The following is a 17839-nucleotide window of genomic DNA, read 5'->3' on the forward strand; positions in this document are numbered from 1 at the left end:
CCTGTGTGATTCGGTGAGCACTGTCGCAGCGAATGGATCCATAGCCAATACCTCGTTGCCGGAACGTTACATTCAAGTTTCCGACATATCCATTGACTACCCCCCTCATCGCGGCGCAGTGTGAGACACATGGCGGAGAAATGGATCCATTCGAAGGCCGGACAGGAGCGAGGGCTTCCCGGCCTGGCCGGCGTCGAGCACATCGGCTTCACCGTTCCGGACCTGGAGGAGGCGACCCGGTTCTTCGTCGAGGTGATCGGCTGCGAGCACGTCTACTCACTCGGCCCGTTCCGCTCCGACGGCACCTGGATGAGCGACCACCTCGGCGTCCACCCGCGCGCGGTCATGCGCGAACTGCGCTTCTTCCGCTGCGCGGGCGGCCCGAACTTCGAGATCTTCGAGTACGAGGCCCCGGATCAGGGGCGCGAGCCGCCGCGCAACAGCGACATCGGCGGTCACCATCTCGCCTTCTACGTGACCGACCTCGATGCCGCCGTGGCACACCTGCGGCGGCACGGTGTGCGGATCCTGGGCGAACCCACCGCCAGTTCGGGCCCGAGCGAGGGCCAGCGGTGGGTCTACTTCCTCACTCCCTGGGGGATGCAGTTGGAGCTGGTCTCCTACCCGGGCGGAAAGCGGTACGAAGCCGACTCGCCGGTGCTGCTGTGGCAGCCTTCCGTCTGAACACGCCGCCGTACCACCGCACCAGGGAGAGCCATGTCACGGAAGCCGGCCACCGGATCCCGCACCCCCGGATCCAGCGCGTCCGCGTCCAGCGCCGCCGTCGCCAGCCAGCGCGTCGCGGACCATCTGCGGGCCGCGATCCTGAGCGGTGAACTGCGCCCCGGCGCACGGATCATGCAGGAGCAGGTCGCGGCGCAACTCGGCGCCAGCCGGCTGCCGGTCCGCGAGGCCCTGCGGATACTGGCGGCCGAGGGCCTGACCGTCGTGAAGTCCAACAGCGGTGCCTGGGTCTCCCGGATGGACATGGCCGAGTGCGAGGGCGTCTACAAGATCCGCGAACGCCTGGAACCGCTCGCCCTGAGCGAGAGCATTCCGCATCTGACCGACGAGCAGGTCATCGAACTGGAGGCGATCGCGCGGCAGATCGAGCTCACCACCGACGTGGACCGCTTCCTGACCCTCGACCGCCGTCTACACCTGCTCACCTACGCCGGATGCCGGGTCGACCAGATCACCACCATGGTCGACCGGTTCTGGAACACCACCCAGCACTACCGGCGCGCCTTCGCCCGGCTCGCGGGCGACAGCGGCTGGGAGCTGATCCACGCCGAGCACCGCCTGATCATCGAGGCGATCAAACGGCGCGACGCCGTCGACGCCGAACGTTTTCTCACCGGTCACATCCGCCGCACGCGGCTGGAACTGGCCCAACATCCCGAACTGTTCACCGAGGACGACCATGACAGCCACCACACAGCAGACGCAGCCGACTTCGCAGGCTGACCCCCGCCCCTTCGAGGGCAGGACCCTCCTCCTGTCGGGCGCGGGCGGCGGCATCGCCCGCGAGGTCGCCCGCCAGTTCCACGCCGCGGGCGCCAATCTGGTGCTGGGCGACCTGAACGCGGCGGCGCTGGGCGAGTTCGCCGCGACGCTCGACCCCACCGGCACGACCGTTGTCACCCGCACCCTGGACGCGGCCTCCTCGGAGAGCAACAACGCCTTCGTCGCGGCCGCGGTCGAGGCGTTCGGCTCGGTCGACTTCCTCGTGCCCGCCGCCGGGATCTACCCCGAGCAGGCGGTCGCCGACATGACCGACGAGCAGTGGCACACCGTCATCTCGGTCAACCTCGACGGTGTCTTCTACCTCACCCGCGCCGTACTGCCCCATCTCAACGAGGGCGGCAGCATCGTCAATCTGACCTCCATGGCCGGGCACCGCGGCAGCGTCCGGCACGCGCACTACGCGGCGACCAAGGGCGCGCTGCTCGCCTTCTCCCGCAGCCTGGCCTGGGAACTGGGTTCACGGGCGCGGATCAACATGGTCTCGCCCGGAATCATCGAGACGCCCATGACCCGCGGCTACGTCGCCGACCGGGGCGACACCGCGCTCGCCACCACCCCGCTGGGCCGCCTGGGCCGGCCGGAGGAGGTCGCCTCCGTCGTCGCCTTCCTCTGCTCTCCCGCCGCGAGCTTCGTGCAGGGCGAGGTCATCCATGTCAACGGCGGCATGCACATGGCCTGACCGGACGACACGGCATCCGGCGGAGCACACATCAGAAGGAGCGAACGGAACATGACGACAGAACCGGCCGTCTACCCCGACCTGCGCGGCGGATCGGTGTGCGTCACCGGCGCCGCGCGCGGCCTCGGCCTGGCGATGGCCGAGGCGTACGCGCGCGCGGGATGCCACGTGCTGCTGATGGACATCGACGGCGGCGAACTGGACCGGGTGCGCCCCGCGCTGGCGACGGGCCGGGCGGACCAGGTCATCGCGACCGCGACCGCCCCGGTGAGCGACGAGGACGCCGTGACGGCGGCGCTCACCGCCTTCACCGCGCGGACCGGCGAACTGTCCGTCATGGTGTGCAACGCCGGGGTGTCCGCCAACGCCCCTTCCCTCGACCTCGGACTGGACCGCTGGAACACCGCGCTGGACGTCAACCTCACGGGCGTCTTCGTCTGCGCCCGCGCGGCCGCCCGTGTCATGCGCGAGGGCGGCGGAGGCGTCGTACTCACCACCTCGTCGATGTACGGGGTGACGGCGGGCCCCGAGCGGGCGGCGTACTGCGCGACGAAGGCCGCCGTCGTCGCGCTCACCAAGGTGCTGGCCGTCGAGTGGGCGCCGTTCGGCATCCGCGCCAACGCACTCGCCCCCGGGTACGTCGAGACCGACCTGGTCGCCCGGCTCTCCGCCGACGGGCGGCTGGACACGGACGCGCTGCGCCGTCGCACGCCGCGCGGCCGGCTCGGCAGTCCGCAGGACATCGCGCAGCTCGCTCTCTTCCTGTCCTCCGAGGTGTCCGCGAACATCACCGGCCAGGTGTTGGTCAGCGACGGGGGCTGGACGGCCGACGGGTACGCGGTCGCCCCGGGCTGAGGCGCCCCGGACCGGGACCCTCGGACGGCCCCGAAGACCAGGACGGGGCGGTCTCCCGGCGGGCCGCGAAGGCCCGGGCGGGACGGCACGGCGGGTCCCGGGGCCGCCCGGTCCCCCGGTCCCCCGGGTCCCTGGGCCGCCCCGCCCAGACATTCATGATCGCTTCACCCGGAATTCGACCGGGTCGCACCCTTGTCCGACTTGCGGCATCTAGCGTCTCTGGTTCAGACCGGTTGCTGTTTCGTTATGCGACCGGCAGTCGGTCCGGGAGGGACTCCCGGACCACGGAGAAGAGAACAGGGACCCCCCGTGAGACTCACGCCTCTCGTGATCGCCGCGACATCCGCCGCGCTCGTCGCCCCGACCGCCGCGCAGGCCCACTCCCCCGGCACCGCCGCCCCCGCCGCACCCGGAGTCAGTGTTCCGGGCGGACGTTACGAACAGCCGGTCACCCTGAACTTCCGGGCCGAGCGGGGAACCACCGTCCGCTACACCCTGGACGGCACGACCCCGACCCGGGACAGCCGCGTGTACTCCCCCGGCCGCCCGCTGCGGATCGCCGAGGACACCAACGTCACGGCGGTGGCGTTCCACGGCGGGCAGAGCAGCGTCCCGGTGTCGTACGGCTATCTGATCAAGACCCGGGAGAAGCCGCTGGCCCGTCTCGTCGTCATGTCCGACGTGCACGTCGGCAGCCACGCGACCGCCGACAAGAAGTACGAGAGCTTCTTCGACACCATCGGGTCGATCTTCCCGCAGCCGGACGCGATCCTGTCCAACGGCGACATGATCAACGACAACGGTGACGGCAAGGGCCCCGACCACCGGATCGTCTCCGAGATCTTCCAGGCCAACCTCGCCCGCAAGGGCATGAAGAAGACCCAGTTGCTGATCTCCAACGGCAACCACGACGCGAGCCTCGCCGCGATACGCGCCGGATACCCCAGGCAGTGGTTCCCGGACTCGGGCGGCGGCTACTACGAGTCCGACGTGAAGGGCGTGCACCTCTTCACGGTCAACACCGAGACGTACGAGTCCGACACCGCCCAGCGCGCCTGGCTCAAGAAGCGGCTCGCCGCGGTCACCTCCGACCCGGCCTACGCGGGCAAGCCGGTCCTGGTGCAGGGGCACCGGCCCACCACGAACACGACCATGGACGGCCAGCAGGCGACGAACCCGGGGCTCGCGGCGGACCTGAGCGCCTTCCCGCAGGCCATCCTGTTCTCCGGCCACTCCCACCTCAACATCAACGACGACCGTTCGATCCACCAGCGCGACTTCACGTCCGTCAACGACGGTTCGATGAGCTACGTCGAGGTCGACCACGGCTACCAGATGGTGACCGACGACGGTCTCGCCGACCGCTTCGAGACGCCGACCGCGCAGGCGCTCTTCGTCGAGGTCTACAAGAACCGCACGGAGATCGCGCGGGTGAACATGGCCGCGGACAAGCACGACATCTACACCGGCGGCCAGTGGTCCGCGAACTGGCAGCCGCCGTACGCCAGCGCCGGCACCCTGAGCGGCGACACCTGGACGGTGCGTCTGAAGGGCTCGACGAACCAGCAGATCAAGAAGAACTTCCGCTACACGGACGCCGAACGCAACACCGTGGCGCCGAGGTTCACCGCCCGCGAGCCGCTGTCCCGGATCCACGACGCGAAGGGCGGCACGGCGCTGCGGATCGCGCAGGCCGAGGACGACCAGATGGTGCACCACTACACCGTCGACATCACCGACGCGTCCTCGGGTGCCTCGGTCGTCTCGTCCGAGGTCCTCTCGGACTACTCCTTCATGCCCCGTCCGAACACCCTCGACATCCCGGTTCCGGGTGCGGTCGCGGGCAAGCGGTACGTGGCGCGGGTCGTCGCCGTCGACGCGTACGGGAACGCCTCCCGCACCGCGTCGCTGACGTTCCGCAAGTAGTGCGCCGGGGCCGGACCGTTCCCGGCTCCGGGGACCGTCCGGCCCCGCCTCCCGGCAGGTGTTCAGGTCGCGTCGGGGTCGACCGCGACGCGGCGCCCCCTGGCCCTCCTGCCGACGACGGCCGCCGCGGCGACCGCGCTGCCCGCGAAGGCGAGGGCCACCGTCCAGGGCCGGTCGAAACAGTGCCGGGTGAGACGGTCGACCGAGTACCGGCCCGGTCCGGCCAGGCCGATCGCCGCGGCGGTGAAGCCCAGGAACGCCGGGTACTCGTAGCCGCCGCCCTGGGCGAAGAACCCGGCGGGCGCGTGGACGGCCACGGCGCCCGCCATCGCCCCGGCAGCGGCCGCGCCGGCCGCCGGCGTCGCCAGGCCGAGGGCCAGCAGCGCTCCGCCGCCCGCCTCGCCGAGCCCGGCGGCGACCGCGCTGTGCCTCGGCGGATGGAAGCCCATGGCCTCCATCGCGGCCGTCGTGCCCTCGATGCCCCCGCCGCCGAACCAGCCGGCCAGCTTCTGGGCGCCGTGCGCGGCAAGTACCGCGCCGGTGCCCAGGCGCAGGACGAGCAGGCCGAGATCACTCCGGGCGGGACGGGCCATGGGGGTCTCCACGGGTTTCGGGGGCCGGGAAGCCCCGGTGCAGGACGCGGTCACCGGAGCAGGAGGCCCGGCCGCCCTCCCACTCTCCGGGGTGCCCGCCGCCGACGTGTCCCGATGCTGGGCCGTCCGGGGGACCGCTCGTGCGCGCCGCACTGAGACGAACGCCATTATGCAACTTGTTGCACAATGGCGTGCCGCTGGATTACAACTGGCCCGACGACACCGCGCGAGGAGCCATCGCATGAGCCCGTACCCGCATCTGCTGAGCCCGCTCGATCTGGGCTTCACCACCCTGCCGAACCGTGTGCTGATGGGTTCGATGCACACCGGCCTGGAGGAGGCCGAGCGCGGTTTCGAGCGGATGGCCGCCTTCTACGCGGAACGCGCCCGGGGCGGTGTCGGCCTGATGGTGACCGGCGGAATCTCCCCGAACGCCCGGGGCTGCTCGATGCCCGGCGGAGCCGCGATGACCACCGAGGCGGAGGCCGCGCGGCACGCCGGGGTCACCGCGGCCGTGCACGCCGCGGGCGGCCGGATCGCCATGCAGATCCTGCACTTCGGCAGGTACGCACACCATCCCGACATGGTGGCGCCGAGCGCCCTCCGGGCGCCGATCAGCGCCTTCACACCGCACGCGCTCACGGACGACGAGGTCGAGGAGACCGTCGAGGACTTCGTCAGGGCCGCGGAGCTCGCACGGCACGCCGGGTACGACGGCGTCGAGATCATGGGCTCCGAGGGCTACCTGATCAACGAGTTCGTCGTCGCGGCCACCAACCACCGCACCGATCGCTGGGGCGGCTCGTACGAGAACCGCATCCGCTTCCCGGTCGAGATCGTGCGCCGGGTCCGGGAGCGGGTCGGCGACGACTTCATCCTGATCTACCGCCTCTCGATGCTGGACCTGGTTCCCGGCGGCTCCTCGCTGGAGGAGGTCGTGCGCCTTGCCCGCGCGATCGAGGCGGCCGGCGCGACGATCATCAACACCGGGATCGGCTGGCACGAGGCACGGATCCCCACCATCGCCACGTCCGTGCCGCGCGGCGCCTACACCTGGGTCACCGAGCGGCTGCGCGGCGCCGTCTCCGTCCCCCTGGTCACGAGCAACCGCGTCAACACGCCCGAGCTCGCCGAGGAGATCCTCGCCTCGGGCCGGGCCGACCTGGTGTCGATGGCCCGCCCGTTCCTCGCCGACCCCGATTTCGTCGCCAAGGCCGCCGAGGGGCGCGCCGACGCGATCAACACCTGCATCGGCTGCAACCAGGCGTGCCTGGACCACGTCTTCAGCGGCCGGATCACCTCGTGCCTGGTCAATCCGCGCGCCTGCCACGAGACCGAACTCGTGCTGTCGCCGACCCGGACCGTCAAGCGGGTGGCGGTCGTGGGCGCCGGGCCCGCCGGCCTCGCCTGCGCCGTGACGGCGGCGGGCCGCGGGCACCGGGTCACCCTGTTCGACGCGGCCGGACAAATCGGCGGACAGCTGAACGTGGCGCGCGCGGTTCCCGGCAAGCAGGAGTTCGACGAGACGCTGCGCCACTTCCGGACCCGGCTGGCGGAGGAATCCGTCGAACTGCGGCTCGGTACGCGGGCCACGGCCGAACTGCTCGTGGATTTCGACGAGGTGGTCCTCGCCACCGGTGTCACGCCCCGCTTCCCCGCGATACCGGGCCTGGACCGTCCCGGTGTGGTCGGCTACCTCGACGTTCTGCGGGACGGTGCGCGAGTGGGTGACCGGGTGGCGATCATCGGGGCGGGCGGCATCGGCTTCGACGTCGCGGAGTTCCTGACCGACCCGGGCGACGGCGCGAGCCGCGATCCCGAGGCGTTCTTCCGCCAGTGGGGTGTGGACACCGAGTACCTCGACCGGGGCGGTCTTCGCGCGCCGGAGCGTCCGCGGACGACGCGCACGGTCCATCTCGTCCAGCGCAGGGACGGCAAGGTCGGGGCCGGCCTGGGGCGGACGACCGGCTGGATCCACCGCACCGAGCTGCGCCGTCGCGGCGTGACGATGATCGCGGGCGCCCGCTACGACCGGATCGACGACGAGGGACTGCACCTCACGGTCGACGGCGAACAGATGCTTCTGCCGGTCGACACGGTGGTGGTCTGCGCGGGCCAGGAACCGCGCCGCGAGCTCCACGAGGAACTGCTCGCCGCGGGCCGCCCGGCGCATCTGATCGGCGGCGCCGACGTGGCCGCCGAACTGGACGCCAAGCGCGCGATCCGCCAGGGCACGGAGCTCGCGGCCTCGCTGTGAACCGTCGGGGAGCCCCGGCCGCGGCTCCCCGACCGGCGGGCCCGTCGCCCGGACCTCCTTAGGATGCACCCCATGTCACTCCCGCACGCGATCCTCACCGCCCTGCTCGAAAAACCGTCGTCGGGGCTGGAGCTGACCCGCAGGTTCGACAGGTCGATCGGCTACTTCTGGTCCGCCACCCACCAGCAGATCTACCGGGAGCTGGGAAAGCTGGAACAGGCCGGCCGGATCCGCGCGCTGCCGTCCGAACAGCCCGCCCGGGGCCGGAGGAAGGAGTACGAGGTGCTCCCGGCGGGCCGGGAGGCGCTGTCGGACTGGGTGGCCCGCTCCGAGGACCCCAGACAGATCCGTGATCCGCTGCTGCTGCGGATCCGGGCGGCGGCGGTCGTCGGCGCGCCCGGTCTGGACGCGGAGCTGCGCCGCCATCTGGAGCTGCACCGCCGGCAGTTGGCCGAGTACCTGGAGATCGAGGAACGGGACTTTCCTCCCGAGCGGAACACCGAGCAGGACCGGTTGCGGCATCTGGTGCTGCGCGGCGGGATCGATCTGGAGAACTTCTGGATCGGCTGGCTGACACGGGCCCTGGCCGGGGACGGGACGCCGGGTCCGGGGCCGGGCTCCTGAGGTTTCCCCATCGCCCTGCGGCCCGGGGGCCGGCCCCGTCCGCGCGTGCCGCTACCCGCCCACCGGAACGGCTTCCCGTTCCCCTTCCGTCCGCCGGGCCGACCGGTCCGTCGGCACCCGGGCCGCGCCGTCCCCGATCCGCGGGTGCGAGCCGGGCGCGGGCCGTTCCGCGGCGACCGGGACCGCCGCCTGCGCACGGCAGAGCAGCACCACGCCGCGCACCGCCGCGACCGCCCCCAGGAGTGCCGGGAGCAGGCTGATCGTGCCTCCCCTGAGGTTTTCGCCGAGCAGCACCAGCCCGATGACCGTCGCGGCCACCGGATTGGCGAGGGTGACCACCGCCAACGGCGCCCCCAGCCCGCCCCGGTAGGCGGTCTGGGCGAGCAGCAGCCCGCCCAGGGCGAACGCGGAGACGAGCACCGCGACGACCACCAGGCGCCAGCTGAACAGCGGGCCGGTGCGGTCGGTGACGGAGACGGTGAGGGTCTGGGTGAGCGCGGAGGCGACCCCGGAGGTGATGCCGGAGGCGGCGGCGTGCCGCAGACCGGGACGCGCGCCCGGACGGCCGAGTCCGGCGACGACGGCCATGGTCCCGGCACCGACGGCCAGCGCCTCGGGCAGGCTGAGCGTCTCGTGCGGAACCGTGCCGCCCGCGGCCATCAGCAGGGCGCCGAGGCCGAGCAGCGTCAGGATCGTGCCGCGCCACTCGATGCCGGTGACCCGCCGTCCCGCGGCCCGCGCGCCGAGCGGGACGGCGGCGACCAGTGTGAGGGCCCCGAGCGGCTGGACGAGCATGAGCGGGCCGTACCCCAGTGCCGCGACGTGCAGCAGGGCCCCGCCCGCGTTCAGGCCCACCGCCGACCACCAGGCGCCACGTCCGAGCAGGCTCAGCAGTCCGGCGCCCGGCTCGGTGCGTGTCGCGAGCCGGGCCTGCGCAACGGCCGCCGCGGCGTACGCGACGGCGGAGACCAGCGACAGCGCGACGGCGATCACCGTGGCGTTCACCGCCGGACCCCGGACGCGGCGCGGGGGTACTCGGCACGGGCCGACGGGACGGCGTGCACGGCCGGCACGTACGTGCCGCCGATCGCCTCCGGCCCCGCCGCGGGCCATGGACGGTGGCCGCGTACCGGCTCCGCGCGCCGCAGCGGCAGCGCGGCGAACGCCACGGCGAGGAGCGCGGAGACCACGATCGAGTCGAGCCAGTAGTGGTTGGCCGTGCCGACTATCACCAGGAGCGTGACGGCGGGGTGCAGCAGCCACAGCCAGCGCCACCGGGTGCGGGTGGCGACGATCAGGCCGACGGCCACCATCACCGCCCAGCCGAAGTGCAGCGAGGGCATCGCGGCGAACTGGTTCGCCATCGAGTCGGTCGCGGGCTTCGCCCCGTACACCGTCGGCCCGTACACCTGGCCGGTGTCGACGAGCCCGGTGGCGGCGAGCAGCCGGGGCGGCGCGAGCGGGAACAGCAGGTGGAGGGCGAGGGCCGCGCCGGTGAGGGCGGCGAGGATGCGGCGCGACCAGATGTAGTGGCGCGGTCGGCGCCAGTAGAGCCATACGAGGAAGAGCAGCGTGGCCGGGAAGTGCACGACCGCGTAGTAGGTGTTGGCGAGGTGGATCGGTGCGTCGCCGTGCAGCAGCAGGCTCTGCACCGCGCCCTCGCCGGGCAGGTGCACGGCCCGTTCGAGGTTCCAGACGCCGTCGGCGTTGCGGTAGGCCTCCTCGGTGTGACCGTTCGCGGCCTGTCGGCCGAGCTTGTAGATCACGAAGAGTCCGACGACGAGAAGGAGCTCGCGGACCAGGGGTGGTCGGGCAGAACTGTCCGGCTCCCGGCCCGCGGGCGCGCTGCCTGCGTGCATCACCCGATGCCCCTTTGCTGAGAAACGGTGTGTACCGCGGCATGGTCCAGTCCATGCCGAATCGATACGCCAGTGTACCGATACGCGAACGTATCGGTACACGCGCGTTTCGGTACACTGGCGTATCGATGGGCCTCGCCGCAGAATCGCCGAGAGGGAAGACGTATGTCGCCGCAGGACACCGCGCACGAACCGGCACACACCTCACGCCGCTCGAAGATCACACCGGAGCGGGCCCAGGAGTTCTACACGGCCGTGCTCGACATGCTGAGGGAGTCCGGGTACGAGGCCCTCACCATGGAGGGGGTGGCCGCTCGGACGCGCTGTGGCAAGTCCACGCTCTACCGGCAGTGGGGGTCCAAGCCCGAACTCGTCGTCGCCGCGCTCCACGGCACCCGGCGGGTGGTGCTCCCGCGCATCGACACCGGCACACTGGCGGAGGACCTGCGCGAGGTGGCGCGGGCCATCGGCGCGGGCTCGGGACGCGACACCCCGCTGATGCACGCGCTCGGCCATGCCGCGCTGCAGAGCCCCGAGCTGATGGCCGCGCTGCGCGAGTCGCTGATCGTGCCGGAGATCGCGGCGATCGAGGCGATGGTCCGGCGCGGCGCGGCGCGCGGCGAGATTCCCGCGGACGCTCCGGCGGCGGAGTTCGTCGCGGTGCAGTTGCTGGGCGTGCTGCGGGCCCGGCCACTGCTGGAGGGAGAGTTCGTGGACGAGGCGTACCTCGTCCGCTTCGTGGACCACGCCATCCTTCCCGCACTCGGACTGGGCGCCCCGGCGTCGCGGTCCTGACAGACGCGGGCTGTCGTCCGAGCGGATGACGGCAGCCCGTCGACGCCGCACCGTGGGGACGGGGGCGGCGTACCGGCCGGGCGGTCGACGACTTCTCCGAAGCCGTCGACCGCCCGTTCGCGTCCCCGCGCCCACCGGAACCACCACGACGGGCCGCCGGCCGCGAGCGCCCACAACCCCGCACCGGCGTCCTCCGGCCGCAGTCGGCGCACCCATTTTCGTCCACTTGACGATATTGAACCACTCCCTTTATCGTCTTCATGACGAGAAGAAGGGGGTCCCTCATCATGGCCGACATCACCCAGCGCTTCGGCTGGCGGCACCTGCGCTCCGCACCCACCGCCCACATCCGTCACCACAAGCGCGGCAGGCTCGCCCACGACGGACCGGGGCTGAGCTTCTGGTACCGGTCGCTGACCGCCGCCCTCTCCGAAGTCCCGATAAACGACCGCGAGTTGGCCATGGCCTTCCATGCGCGCACATCGGACTTCCAGGACGTCACCGTGCAGGCCACCGTGACGTACCGGATCAGCGACCCGGCCGAGGCCGCGGCCCGCCTCGACTTCTCCGTCGACCCGGACACCGGGGTCTGGCGCGGCGCACCGCTGGAGCAGATCGCCACACTGCTCACGGAGACCGCCCAGCAGCACACACTCGACGTCCTGGCCCGGACGTCGCTGGCCGAGGCCCTCGTCGACGGCGTGGCCTCGGTGCGCGAACGGGTGGCGGCCGGACTCGCCGCCGAACCCCGGCTGCCCGCCACGGGTATCGACGTGGTCGCGGTGCGGGTGGTCGCCATCCGCCCCGAGGCCGAGGTGGAGCGCGCTCTGCGCACCCCCGCCCGCGAGCAGATCCAGCAGGAGGCCGACCGGGCCACCTACGAACGCCGTGCCGTGGCGGTGGAACGGGAACGGGCCATCGCGGAGAACGAGCTAGCCAGCCAGATCGAGCTGGCCCGGCGCGAGGAGCAGTTGGTCGAGCAGCGCGGCACCAACTCCCGGCGCGAGGCGGAGGAGAACGCGGCGGCCGACCGCGTGCGCGCGGAGGCGGAGGCGGCCCGCACGGTACGGCTCGCCCGCGCGGAGGCCGAGGCAGCACGCGAGGTCGGCGCCGCGCGCGCGGAGTCCCAGGCCGCCTGGTTGCGGGTGCACGGCGAGGTGGCCCCCGAGACCCTGCACGCCCTGACGGCGACCAGGCTGGCGGAGAACCTGCCGCGCATCGACAGCCTCACCCTCTCCCCCGACGTGCTCACCGACCTGCTCGGCAGGCTCGGCAGGCCCGGTCCGGGGCCGCGGGCATGAGTCTGGCCCCGCGCGCCGTGCTGGTGCACCGCACCACGGAGTACGAGGAGTTGCTGGCCCGGCACGGCACGCACGGCCAGGCGGCGTTCTTCCTCTCCAGTCGCGGCCGGTCCATCGACCAGGTCGCGGAACGGCACCGGCACGCCCGGCAGGCCCTCGCCGACGTGGCGGCGGCCGTACCGCTGCAATGGCGTCAGTCCCGGGTGGAACGCGCCGACCTCGACCGCTTCCTGTTCGGCCCCGAGGACGTGGTGGTGGTCGTCGGACAGGACGGTCTCGTCGCCAACACCGCCAAGTACCTGTCCGGGCAGCCCGTCGTGGGCATCGACACCGATCCCGGACGCAACCCCGGGGTGCTGGTCCGCCACCGGGCGCCGGACGCGGCGGCGCTGCTGCGGGCCGCCGGGTCGCCCCGGTGCGCGGCGGACGAACTCACCATGGTCGAGGCGGTCGCCGACGACACCCAGCGCCTCCTCGCCCTCAACGAGATCTACCTGGGCCCGGCGGGCCACCAGACCGCCCGGTACCGGCTCGGCCCCGACACGCCCGACGCGCCCACCGAGGCACAGGCGTCCTCGGGTGTGCTGGTCGGCACCGGCACCGGCGCCACGGGCTGGCTCCGCTCGCTGTGGCAGGAGCGCGGCAGCGCCCTGCCGCTCCCGGGGCCCACCGACGCGCGGCTGCTCTGGTTCGTCCGCGAGGCCTGGCCGTCACCGGCGACCGGCACCTCGTTGGTCTCCGGCGAGCTGGAACGGGGGCAGGGGCTGAGGCTCACTGCCGAGTCCGACCGGGTGGTGGCCTTCGGCGACGGGATGGAGGCGGACGCACTGGAACTGACATGGGGCCAGAGCGTGCGACTGGGCATCGCGGACACCTCGCTGCGGCTGGCCCTCTGACCGGCCGGACCGGTGGATCGCGCGACCCGGCACACCCGCCCCGCGGCCGGCCCCCCGTCGATGCCCCGCGGGCGACCGGTCACCGCGCCGGCGACGAGGGTACGTAGGCTTGTCCTCGGGCCGCCGCCCGCGGATGCCGTGTCGCCGTGGCCCGTGACATCCCGCGCCCGACCGCAAGGAGCACCATGCACTCCGGCCCCGCCGATCCCCTCCCCCGCAACGCCCGTCCGCCGGTGGCGCAGGCGGCGCTCGGTGTGGGCGTCATCGTGCGGGACGCCCGAGGACACGTGCTGCTGGGCAGGCACCGCGGCGGAACCTGGGAACTTCCCGGCGGGAAGGTCGACCCGACGCACGAGTCCGTCGCCGCAGCCGCCGTCCGCGAACTCCGCGAGGAGACGGGGCTCCAGGTGGACGTGGACGACGTGACCGTCTTCGCCATGCTCCACGACGTCGTCGCGGGGATCAACCGGGTGTCGATGGCGGCCCTGGTGACGGTGGAGTCGGCGGAGCCGCGGGTGACCGAGCCGCACCTCATCAGCACCTGGCGGTGGACCGCGCCCGACGCGCTGCCGAAGGACTTGTTCGACCCCTCCGCCCAGGTGCTCGCGGCATGGCGCCCCGATCTCCCGATCACGCACCCGCCGGCCCACCGGCTGGACATCACGACCGGTACGACCGGGGCATAGCCCTCAGGACGCAGTCCGCCGGGGCCCTCGGGCGGTCCGGTGGCCACCTCACCGGACCGTACGAGGTGCCGTACGATCCCCGTGCCCCGCTGCCCCCCTCACGTCCGGCCGACCGGATCCGCCGGACCTCGTGGGCCGGTCGTCCCGGACCCCGTCGCACCGCCCGCGGGGCTCCCGCCCCGGTGCGCCGCGTCGCCCGTGTCTCAGCTCACCATCCGGATCGTGGACGACGTGCCCCGTCGGATCACACCACCCTCTAGGCTGGGCCTCGCAGCTGGTTCGCCCCGTCCGCCAGGCGGGATGCGTCGCAAGAGGGAACCCGGTGGGAATCCGGGACTGCCCCGCAGCGGTGAGCGGGAACGACCGCCGTCATACGCACTGGGTCCGACGTACAGGGCCTGGGAAGCGACGGCCAGTAGGTGCCTCGTACGACACGAGGCGTGCCCGCGAGTCCGAAGACCTGCCAACTGCCCGCACACGAACCACTCGTGCGCGGACATTCCGGTGACCTCGTGGGCGGGTCGGCGTACATATCGGTCGGACGACCGCGCTGTGCCGCGCGAGGTCGTCGCCGTCCGGTCCGTCACCCCTTCGCGTCCTCGTCCCGTCACCGGGATCTCAGGGATTCATCTCGCGAAGGAGATCTCCGTGACCACCACGACCGCAGCCGCGGCAGCACGGGCCACCGTGTACGGCTACCCCCGCCAGGGCCCGGACCGGGAACTGAAGAAGGCGATCGAGGGCTACTGGAAGGGCCGCGTCACCGCCGACGCCCTCCGGTCCACCGCCGCCGGACTGCGCGCCTCCAACTGGCGGCAGCTGGCCGGGGCGGGCATCCAGGAAGTACCGACCGGTGACTTCTCCTACTACGACCATGTCCTCGACACCACCGTCATGGTCGGTGCGATCCCCGCCCGGCACCGGAGCGCCGTCGAGACGGACGCCCTGGACGGCTACTTCGCCATGGCACGCGGCACCCAGGACGTCGCGCCCCTGGAGATGACCAAGTGGTTCGACACCAACTACCACTACCTGGTGCCCGAGCTGGGCCCGGACACGGTGTTCACCGCCGACTCCAGCAAGCAGGTCGCCGAACTGCGGGAGGCCCTCGCCCTGGGCCTGACCGCGCGTCCGGTACTGGTCGGCCCGGTCACCTATCTCCTCCTCGCCAAGCCCGCCCCGGGCGTCCCCGCGGACTTCGAGCCGATCACCCTCCTCGACCGCCTGCTTCCGGTGTACGCCGAGGTCCTCGCCGATCTGCGCGCGGCGGGCGCGCAATGGGTGCAGGTCGACGAGCCCGCCCTCGTCCAGGACCGCTCCCCGGCCGAACTGGAGGCCGCCGCGCGCGCCTACGGCGGCCTCGGTGCGCTCACCGACCGGCCCAAGCTGCTGGTCGCCTCGTACTTCGACCGGCTCGGCGACGCCCTGCCCGTCCTGGCCAAGGCTCCGGTGGACGGGCTCGCCCTCGACTTCACGGGCGCGGCCGCGGCCAACCTGGACGCCCTCGCCGCCGTCGGCGGACTGCCCGGCAAGCGCCTGGTGGCGGGGGTGGTCGACGGCCGCAACATCTGGGTGAACGACCTGGAGAAATCCCTGTCCGTCCTCGGCACCCTGCTCGGACTTGCCGAACGGGTCGATGTCTCCGCGTCCTGTTCGCTGCTCCACGTGCCGCTGGACACGGCGGCCGAACGGGAGATCGAACCGCAGATCCTGCGCTGGCTCGCCTTCGCCCGTCAGAAGACCAGCGAGGTCGCCACCCTCGCCAGGGGGCTCGCCCGGGGCACCGGCGCGATCGCCGCGGAACTCGCCGCCAACCGCGCCGATCTGGCCTCCCGCGCGAGTTCGCCGATCACCCACGACCCGGCCGTACGGGGCCGCGCCGCCGCCGTCACGGAGGCCGACGCCCGCCGCTCCCAGCCGTACCCCGAACGGGCCGCGGCCCAACGGGCCCACCTCGGCCTGCCGCTGTTGCCGACCACCACCATCGGCTCCTTCCCCCAGACCGGCGAACTGCGCACCGCCCGCGCAGACCTGCGCGCGGGCCGGATCGACACGGCCGGCTACGAGGAACGCATCAGGGCCGAGATCCAGGAGGTCATCTCGTTCCAGGAGAAGGCCGGACTGGACGTCCTCGTGCACGGCGAGGCCGAACGCAACGACATGGTGCAGTACTTCGCCGAACAGCTCAGCGGATACCTCGCCACACAGCACGGCTGGGTCCAGTCCTACGGCACCCGCTACGTCCGGCCGCCGATCCTGGCCGGTGACATCTCCCGCCCCGAGCCCATGACGGTCAGGTGGACGGCCTACGCCCAGTCCCTGACCCCCCGCCCGGTCAAGGGCATGCTCACCGGACCCGTCACCATGCTCGCCTGGTCCTTCGTCCGTGACGACCAGCCCCTCGGCGACACCGCCCGGCAGGTCGCCCTCGCCCTGCGCGACGAGGTGAACGACCTGGAGGCCGCCGGGACCTCGGTCATCCAGGTCGACGAACCCGCGCTGCGCGAGACACTCCCGCTGCGGGCGTCCGACCGACCGGAGTACCTGGCGTGGGCCACCGAGGCCTTCCGGATCAGCACCGGCAACGTGCGCCCCGACACCCAGATCCACACCCACATGTGCTACGCGGAGTTCGGCGACATCGTCCAGGCCATCGACGACCTCGACGCCGACGTCATCAGCCTGGAAGCGGCTCGCTCCCACATGCAGGTCGCCCGTGAACTGGCCGCCCACGGCTATCCGCGCGAGGCGGGACCGGGTGTCTACGACATCCACTCCCCCCGCGTTCCGGGCACCGGGGAGGCGGCGGAACTGCTGCGCACCGGTCTGAAGGCCATCCCCGCCGAACGGCTGTGGGTCAACCCCGACTGCGGCCTGAAGACCCGCGGCTGGCCCGAGACCCGGGCCTCCCTGGAGAACCTGGTCGCCGCCGCCCGCACGGTCCGCGAGGAGCTCTCCACGTCCTGACACCGGCAACGACGGGCCGGGGAGGGGTCGTCCGGCCTCCTCCCCGCCCGAGGCCCGGCGCCTGCCGCGACGGGCCTCGGGCGGTCGTTCGTCGGCGGAGGCGGACATCTCCCCCGAAGGCAGCGACATGCCGACGGCCCCGGCGACCACGGACATCGGTGCTTCGGGGGAGCCCTCCCGGCGGGCGGCTGGCACTCCGGCCCGGCGCCCACGGCAGGGATCCCCCGTCGGCGGTGACGTCGAGTTCCGTCAGAACGGGCAGAGCGCACAGGAGTTGGGCGCAGGCTCGACCGTCACCCCCGTGGGGCACCGTCTCAGCCGCGGCGGCGGGCCAGAAGCGTCGTCCCGGCGATCACACAACCGATGGCCAGGACCTTGCCGGCCCCGTAGTAGCGGGACCAGTCGTCGTCAGCCGCGTCTCCGCGCAGCACCAGCCACAGCAGCAGCCCCGCCCCGCTCACCGCGAGGGCCACTCCTCCGGCCGGCCCGAGCCCGGCCCACCAGGGGGCGTCTCCGCCGGGGGCGGGCCCGGTGTCCTGGTCTCGCTCGCGGTCACTCACCTTGTGTCCTCTCCTACGACCGTGATCTTCAGCAGAAGGGACGTGTCGCGCCACGGCGGGGTTGCCCTCCTGGACCTGAACCGTGATGTCGGGGGGGGCGTGCCAGGTGCTGGGCAGGGACGGGCCGGTTTCCGGGACCAGAGCAGACCGTTCCCGCCACTGGTTCCCAGGAATGATCAAGGGCCGGTTTCGAATACCTCCGAAACCGGCCCTGATCTACGACTCTCACGAGTCGGGACGACAGGATTTGAACCTGCGACCCCTTGACCCCCAGTCAAGTGCGCTACCAAGCTGCGCCACGTCCCGCTGCGTTC

16 protein-coding genes, 1 tRNA gene and 1 riboswitch are annotated in these 17839 nt (G+C 72.4%); of the genes, 12 read left to right on the top strand and 5 right to left on the bottom strand.

What is annotated here, in order from left to right; genetic code table 11:
• Positions 1-129: 129 nt before the first annotated feature.
• The 5 genes from ACF1CT_RS18740 to ACF1CT_RS18760 all read left to right on the top strand — a co-directional run bounded on the left by ACF1CT_RS18740 (position 130) and on the right by ACF1CT_RS18760 (position 4987).
• A complete protein-coding gene (locus tag ACF1CT_RS18740; RefSeq protein WP_391784961.1) occupies positions 130-684 on the top strand; it encodes a VOC family protein in 555 nt (184 codons plus the stop codon).
• Between the two features lie 33 nt (positions 685-717).
• Positions 718-1467: a GntR family transcriptional regulator gene (locus ACF1CT_RS18745; RefSeq protein ID WP_391784962.1), complete on the top strand. Its 750-nt coding sequence runs from the start codon at positions 718-720 to the stop codon at positions 1465-1467.
• Positions 1424-2206, top strand: coding sequence for an SDR family NAD(P)-dependent oxidoreductase (locus ACF1CT_RS18750; protein WP_391784963.1), 783 nt, complete (start codon positions 1424-1426; stop codon positions 2204-2206). Before ACF1CT_RS18745 ends, ACF1CT_RS18750 begins: the two co-directional genes overlap by 44 nt.
• A gap of 51 nt (positions 2207-2257) precedes the next feature.
• Positions 2258-3061, top strand: a complete 804-nt coding sequence (locus tag ACF1CT_RS18755) for an SDR family NAD(P)-dependent oxidoreductase (RefSeq protein ID WP_391784964.1) — start codon at positions 2258-2260, stop codon at positions 3059-3061.
• A gap of 309 nt (positions 3062-3370) precedes the next feature.
• Positions 3371-4987 carry a chitobiase/beta-hexosaminidase C-terminal domain-containing protein gene (locus tag ACF1CT_RS18760; protein ID WP_391784965.1) on the top strand — a complete coding sequence of 539 codons (1617 nt, stop codon included), beginning with the start codon at positions 3371-3373 and terminating at the stop codon, positions 4985-4987.
• 62 nt (positions 4988-5049) lie between these two features.
• Here ACF1CT_RS18760 and ACF1CT_RS18765 read toward each other — a convergent pair whose 3' ends face one another.
• On the bottom strand, positions 5050-5580 hold the full coding sequence (locus ACF1CT_RS18765) for a DoxX family protein (RefSeq protein WP_391784966.1): 531 nt from the start codon (positions 5578-5580) through the stop codon (positions 5050-5052).
• A gap of 241 nt (positions 5581-5821) precedes the next feature.
• Between ACF1CT_RS18765 and ACF1CT_RS18770 the strand changes: the two genes are divergently transcribed.
• Together ACF1CT_RS18770 and ACF1CT_RS18775 are read left to right on the top strand one after the other, a co-directional pair.
• A complete protein-coding gene (locus ACF1CT_RS18770) occupies positions 5822-7837 on the top strand; it encodes an FAD-dependent oxidoreductase (RefSeq protein WP_391784967.1) in 2016 nt (671 codons plus the stop codon).
• Positions 7838-7909: 72 nt separating this feature from the next.
• Positions 7910-8461, top strand: coding sequence for a PadR family transcriptional regulator (locus ACF1CT_RS18775; protein ID WP_391784968.1), 552 nt, complete (start codon positions 7910-7912; stop codon positions 8459-8461).
• A gap of 51 nt (positions 8462-8512) precedes the next feature.
• Here the strand turns inward: ACF1CT_RS18775 and ACF1CT_RS18780 are convergent, their stop codons facing one another.
• Entirely contained in the window at positions 8513-9466 is a 954-nt protein-coding gene (locus ACF1CT_RS18780) for a hypothetical protein (protein WP_391784969.1), read from the bottom strand.
• Positions 9463-10320, bottom strand: coding sequence for a phosphatase PAP2 family protein (locus tag ACF1CT_RS18785; RefSeq protein WP_391784970.1), 858 nt, complete (start codon positions 10318-10320; stop codon positions 9463-9465). Before ACF1CT_RS18785 ends, ACF1CT_RS18780 begins: the two co-directional genes overlap by 4 nt.
• A 165-nt stretch (positions 10321-10485) precedes the next feature.
• On the opposite strand from ACF1CT_RS18785, the gene ACF1CT_RS18790 reads away from it, so the two are divergent.
• The 5 genes from ACF1CT_RS18790 (at position 10486) to metE (ending at position 16965) form a co-directional block, all read left to right on the top strand.
• Positions 10486-11115, top strand: a complete 630-nt coding sequence (locus tag ACF1CT_RS18790; protein WP_391784971.1) for a TetR/AcrR family transcriptional regulator — start codon at positions 10486-10488, stop codon at positions 11113-11115.
• 287 nt (positions 11116-11402) lie between these two features.
• The gene (locus tag ACF1CT_RS18795; RefSeq protein WP_391784972.1) at positions 11403-12416 is read left to right on the top strand and encodes an SPFH domain-containing protein; all 1014 of its coding nucleotides are present in this window, start codon (positions 11403-11405) and stop codon (positions 12414-12416) included.
• On the top strand, positions 12413-13312 hold the full coding sequence (locus ACF1CT_RS18800; protein WP_391784973.1) for a hypothetical protein: 900 nt from the start codon (positions 12413-12415) through the stop codon (positions 13310-13312). Before ACF1CT_RS18795 ends, ACF1CT_RS18800 begins: the two co-directional genes overlap by 4 nt.
• A gap of 185 nt (positions 13313-13497) precedes the next feature.
• A complete protein-coding gene (locus tag ACF1CT_RS18805; RefSeq protein ID WP_391784974.1) occupies positions 13498-13998 on the top strand; it encodes an NUDIX hydrolase in 501 nt (166 codons plus the stop codon).
• 258 nt (positions 13999-14256) lie between these two features.
• A riboswitch (cobalamin riboswitch) is annotated at positions 14257-14481 on the top strand.
• Between the two features lie 165 nt (positions 14482-14646).
• Complete coding sequence (metE, locus tag ACF1CT_RS18810) at positions 14647-16965, top strand: 5-methyltetrahydropteroyltriglutamate--homocysteine S-methyltransferase (RefSeq protein WP_391784975.1); 2319 nt, start codon at positions 14647-14649, stop codon at positions 16963-16965.
• A 314-nt stretch (positions 16966-17279) separates the two neighbouring features.
• On the opposite strand, the gene ACF1CT_RS18815 is transcribed toward metE, so the two are convergent.
• The gene (locus ACF1CT_RS18815; RefSeq protein WP_391784976.1) at positions 17280-17525 is read right to left on the bottom strand and encodes a hypothetical protein; all 246 of its coding nucleotides are present in this window, start codon (positions 17523-17525) and stop codon (positions 17280-17282) included.
• Between the two features lie 232 nt (positions 17526-17757).
• A tRNA-Pro gene (locus tag ACF1CT_RS18820) sits at positions 17758-17831 on the bottom strand.
• Positions 17832-17839 lie beyond the last annotated feature (8 nt).

Origin of the sequence: Streptomyces sp. NPDC014734 (genome assembly GCF_043083325.1) — a bacterium.
In the GTDB taxonomy this organism is placed as follows: Bacteria; Actinomycetota; Actinomycetes; order Streptomycetales; family Streptomycetaceae; genus Streptomyces.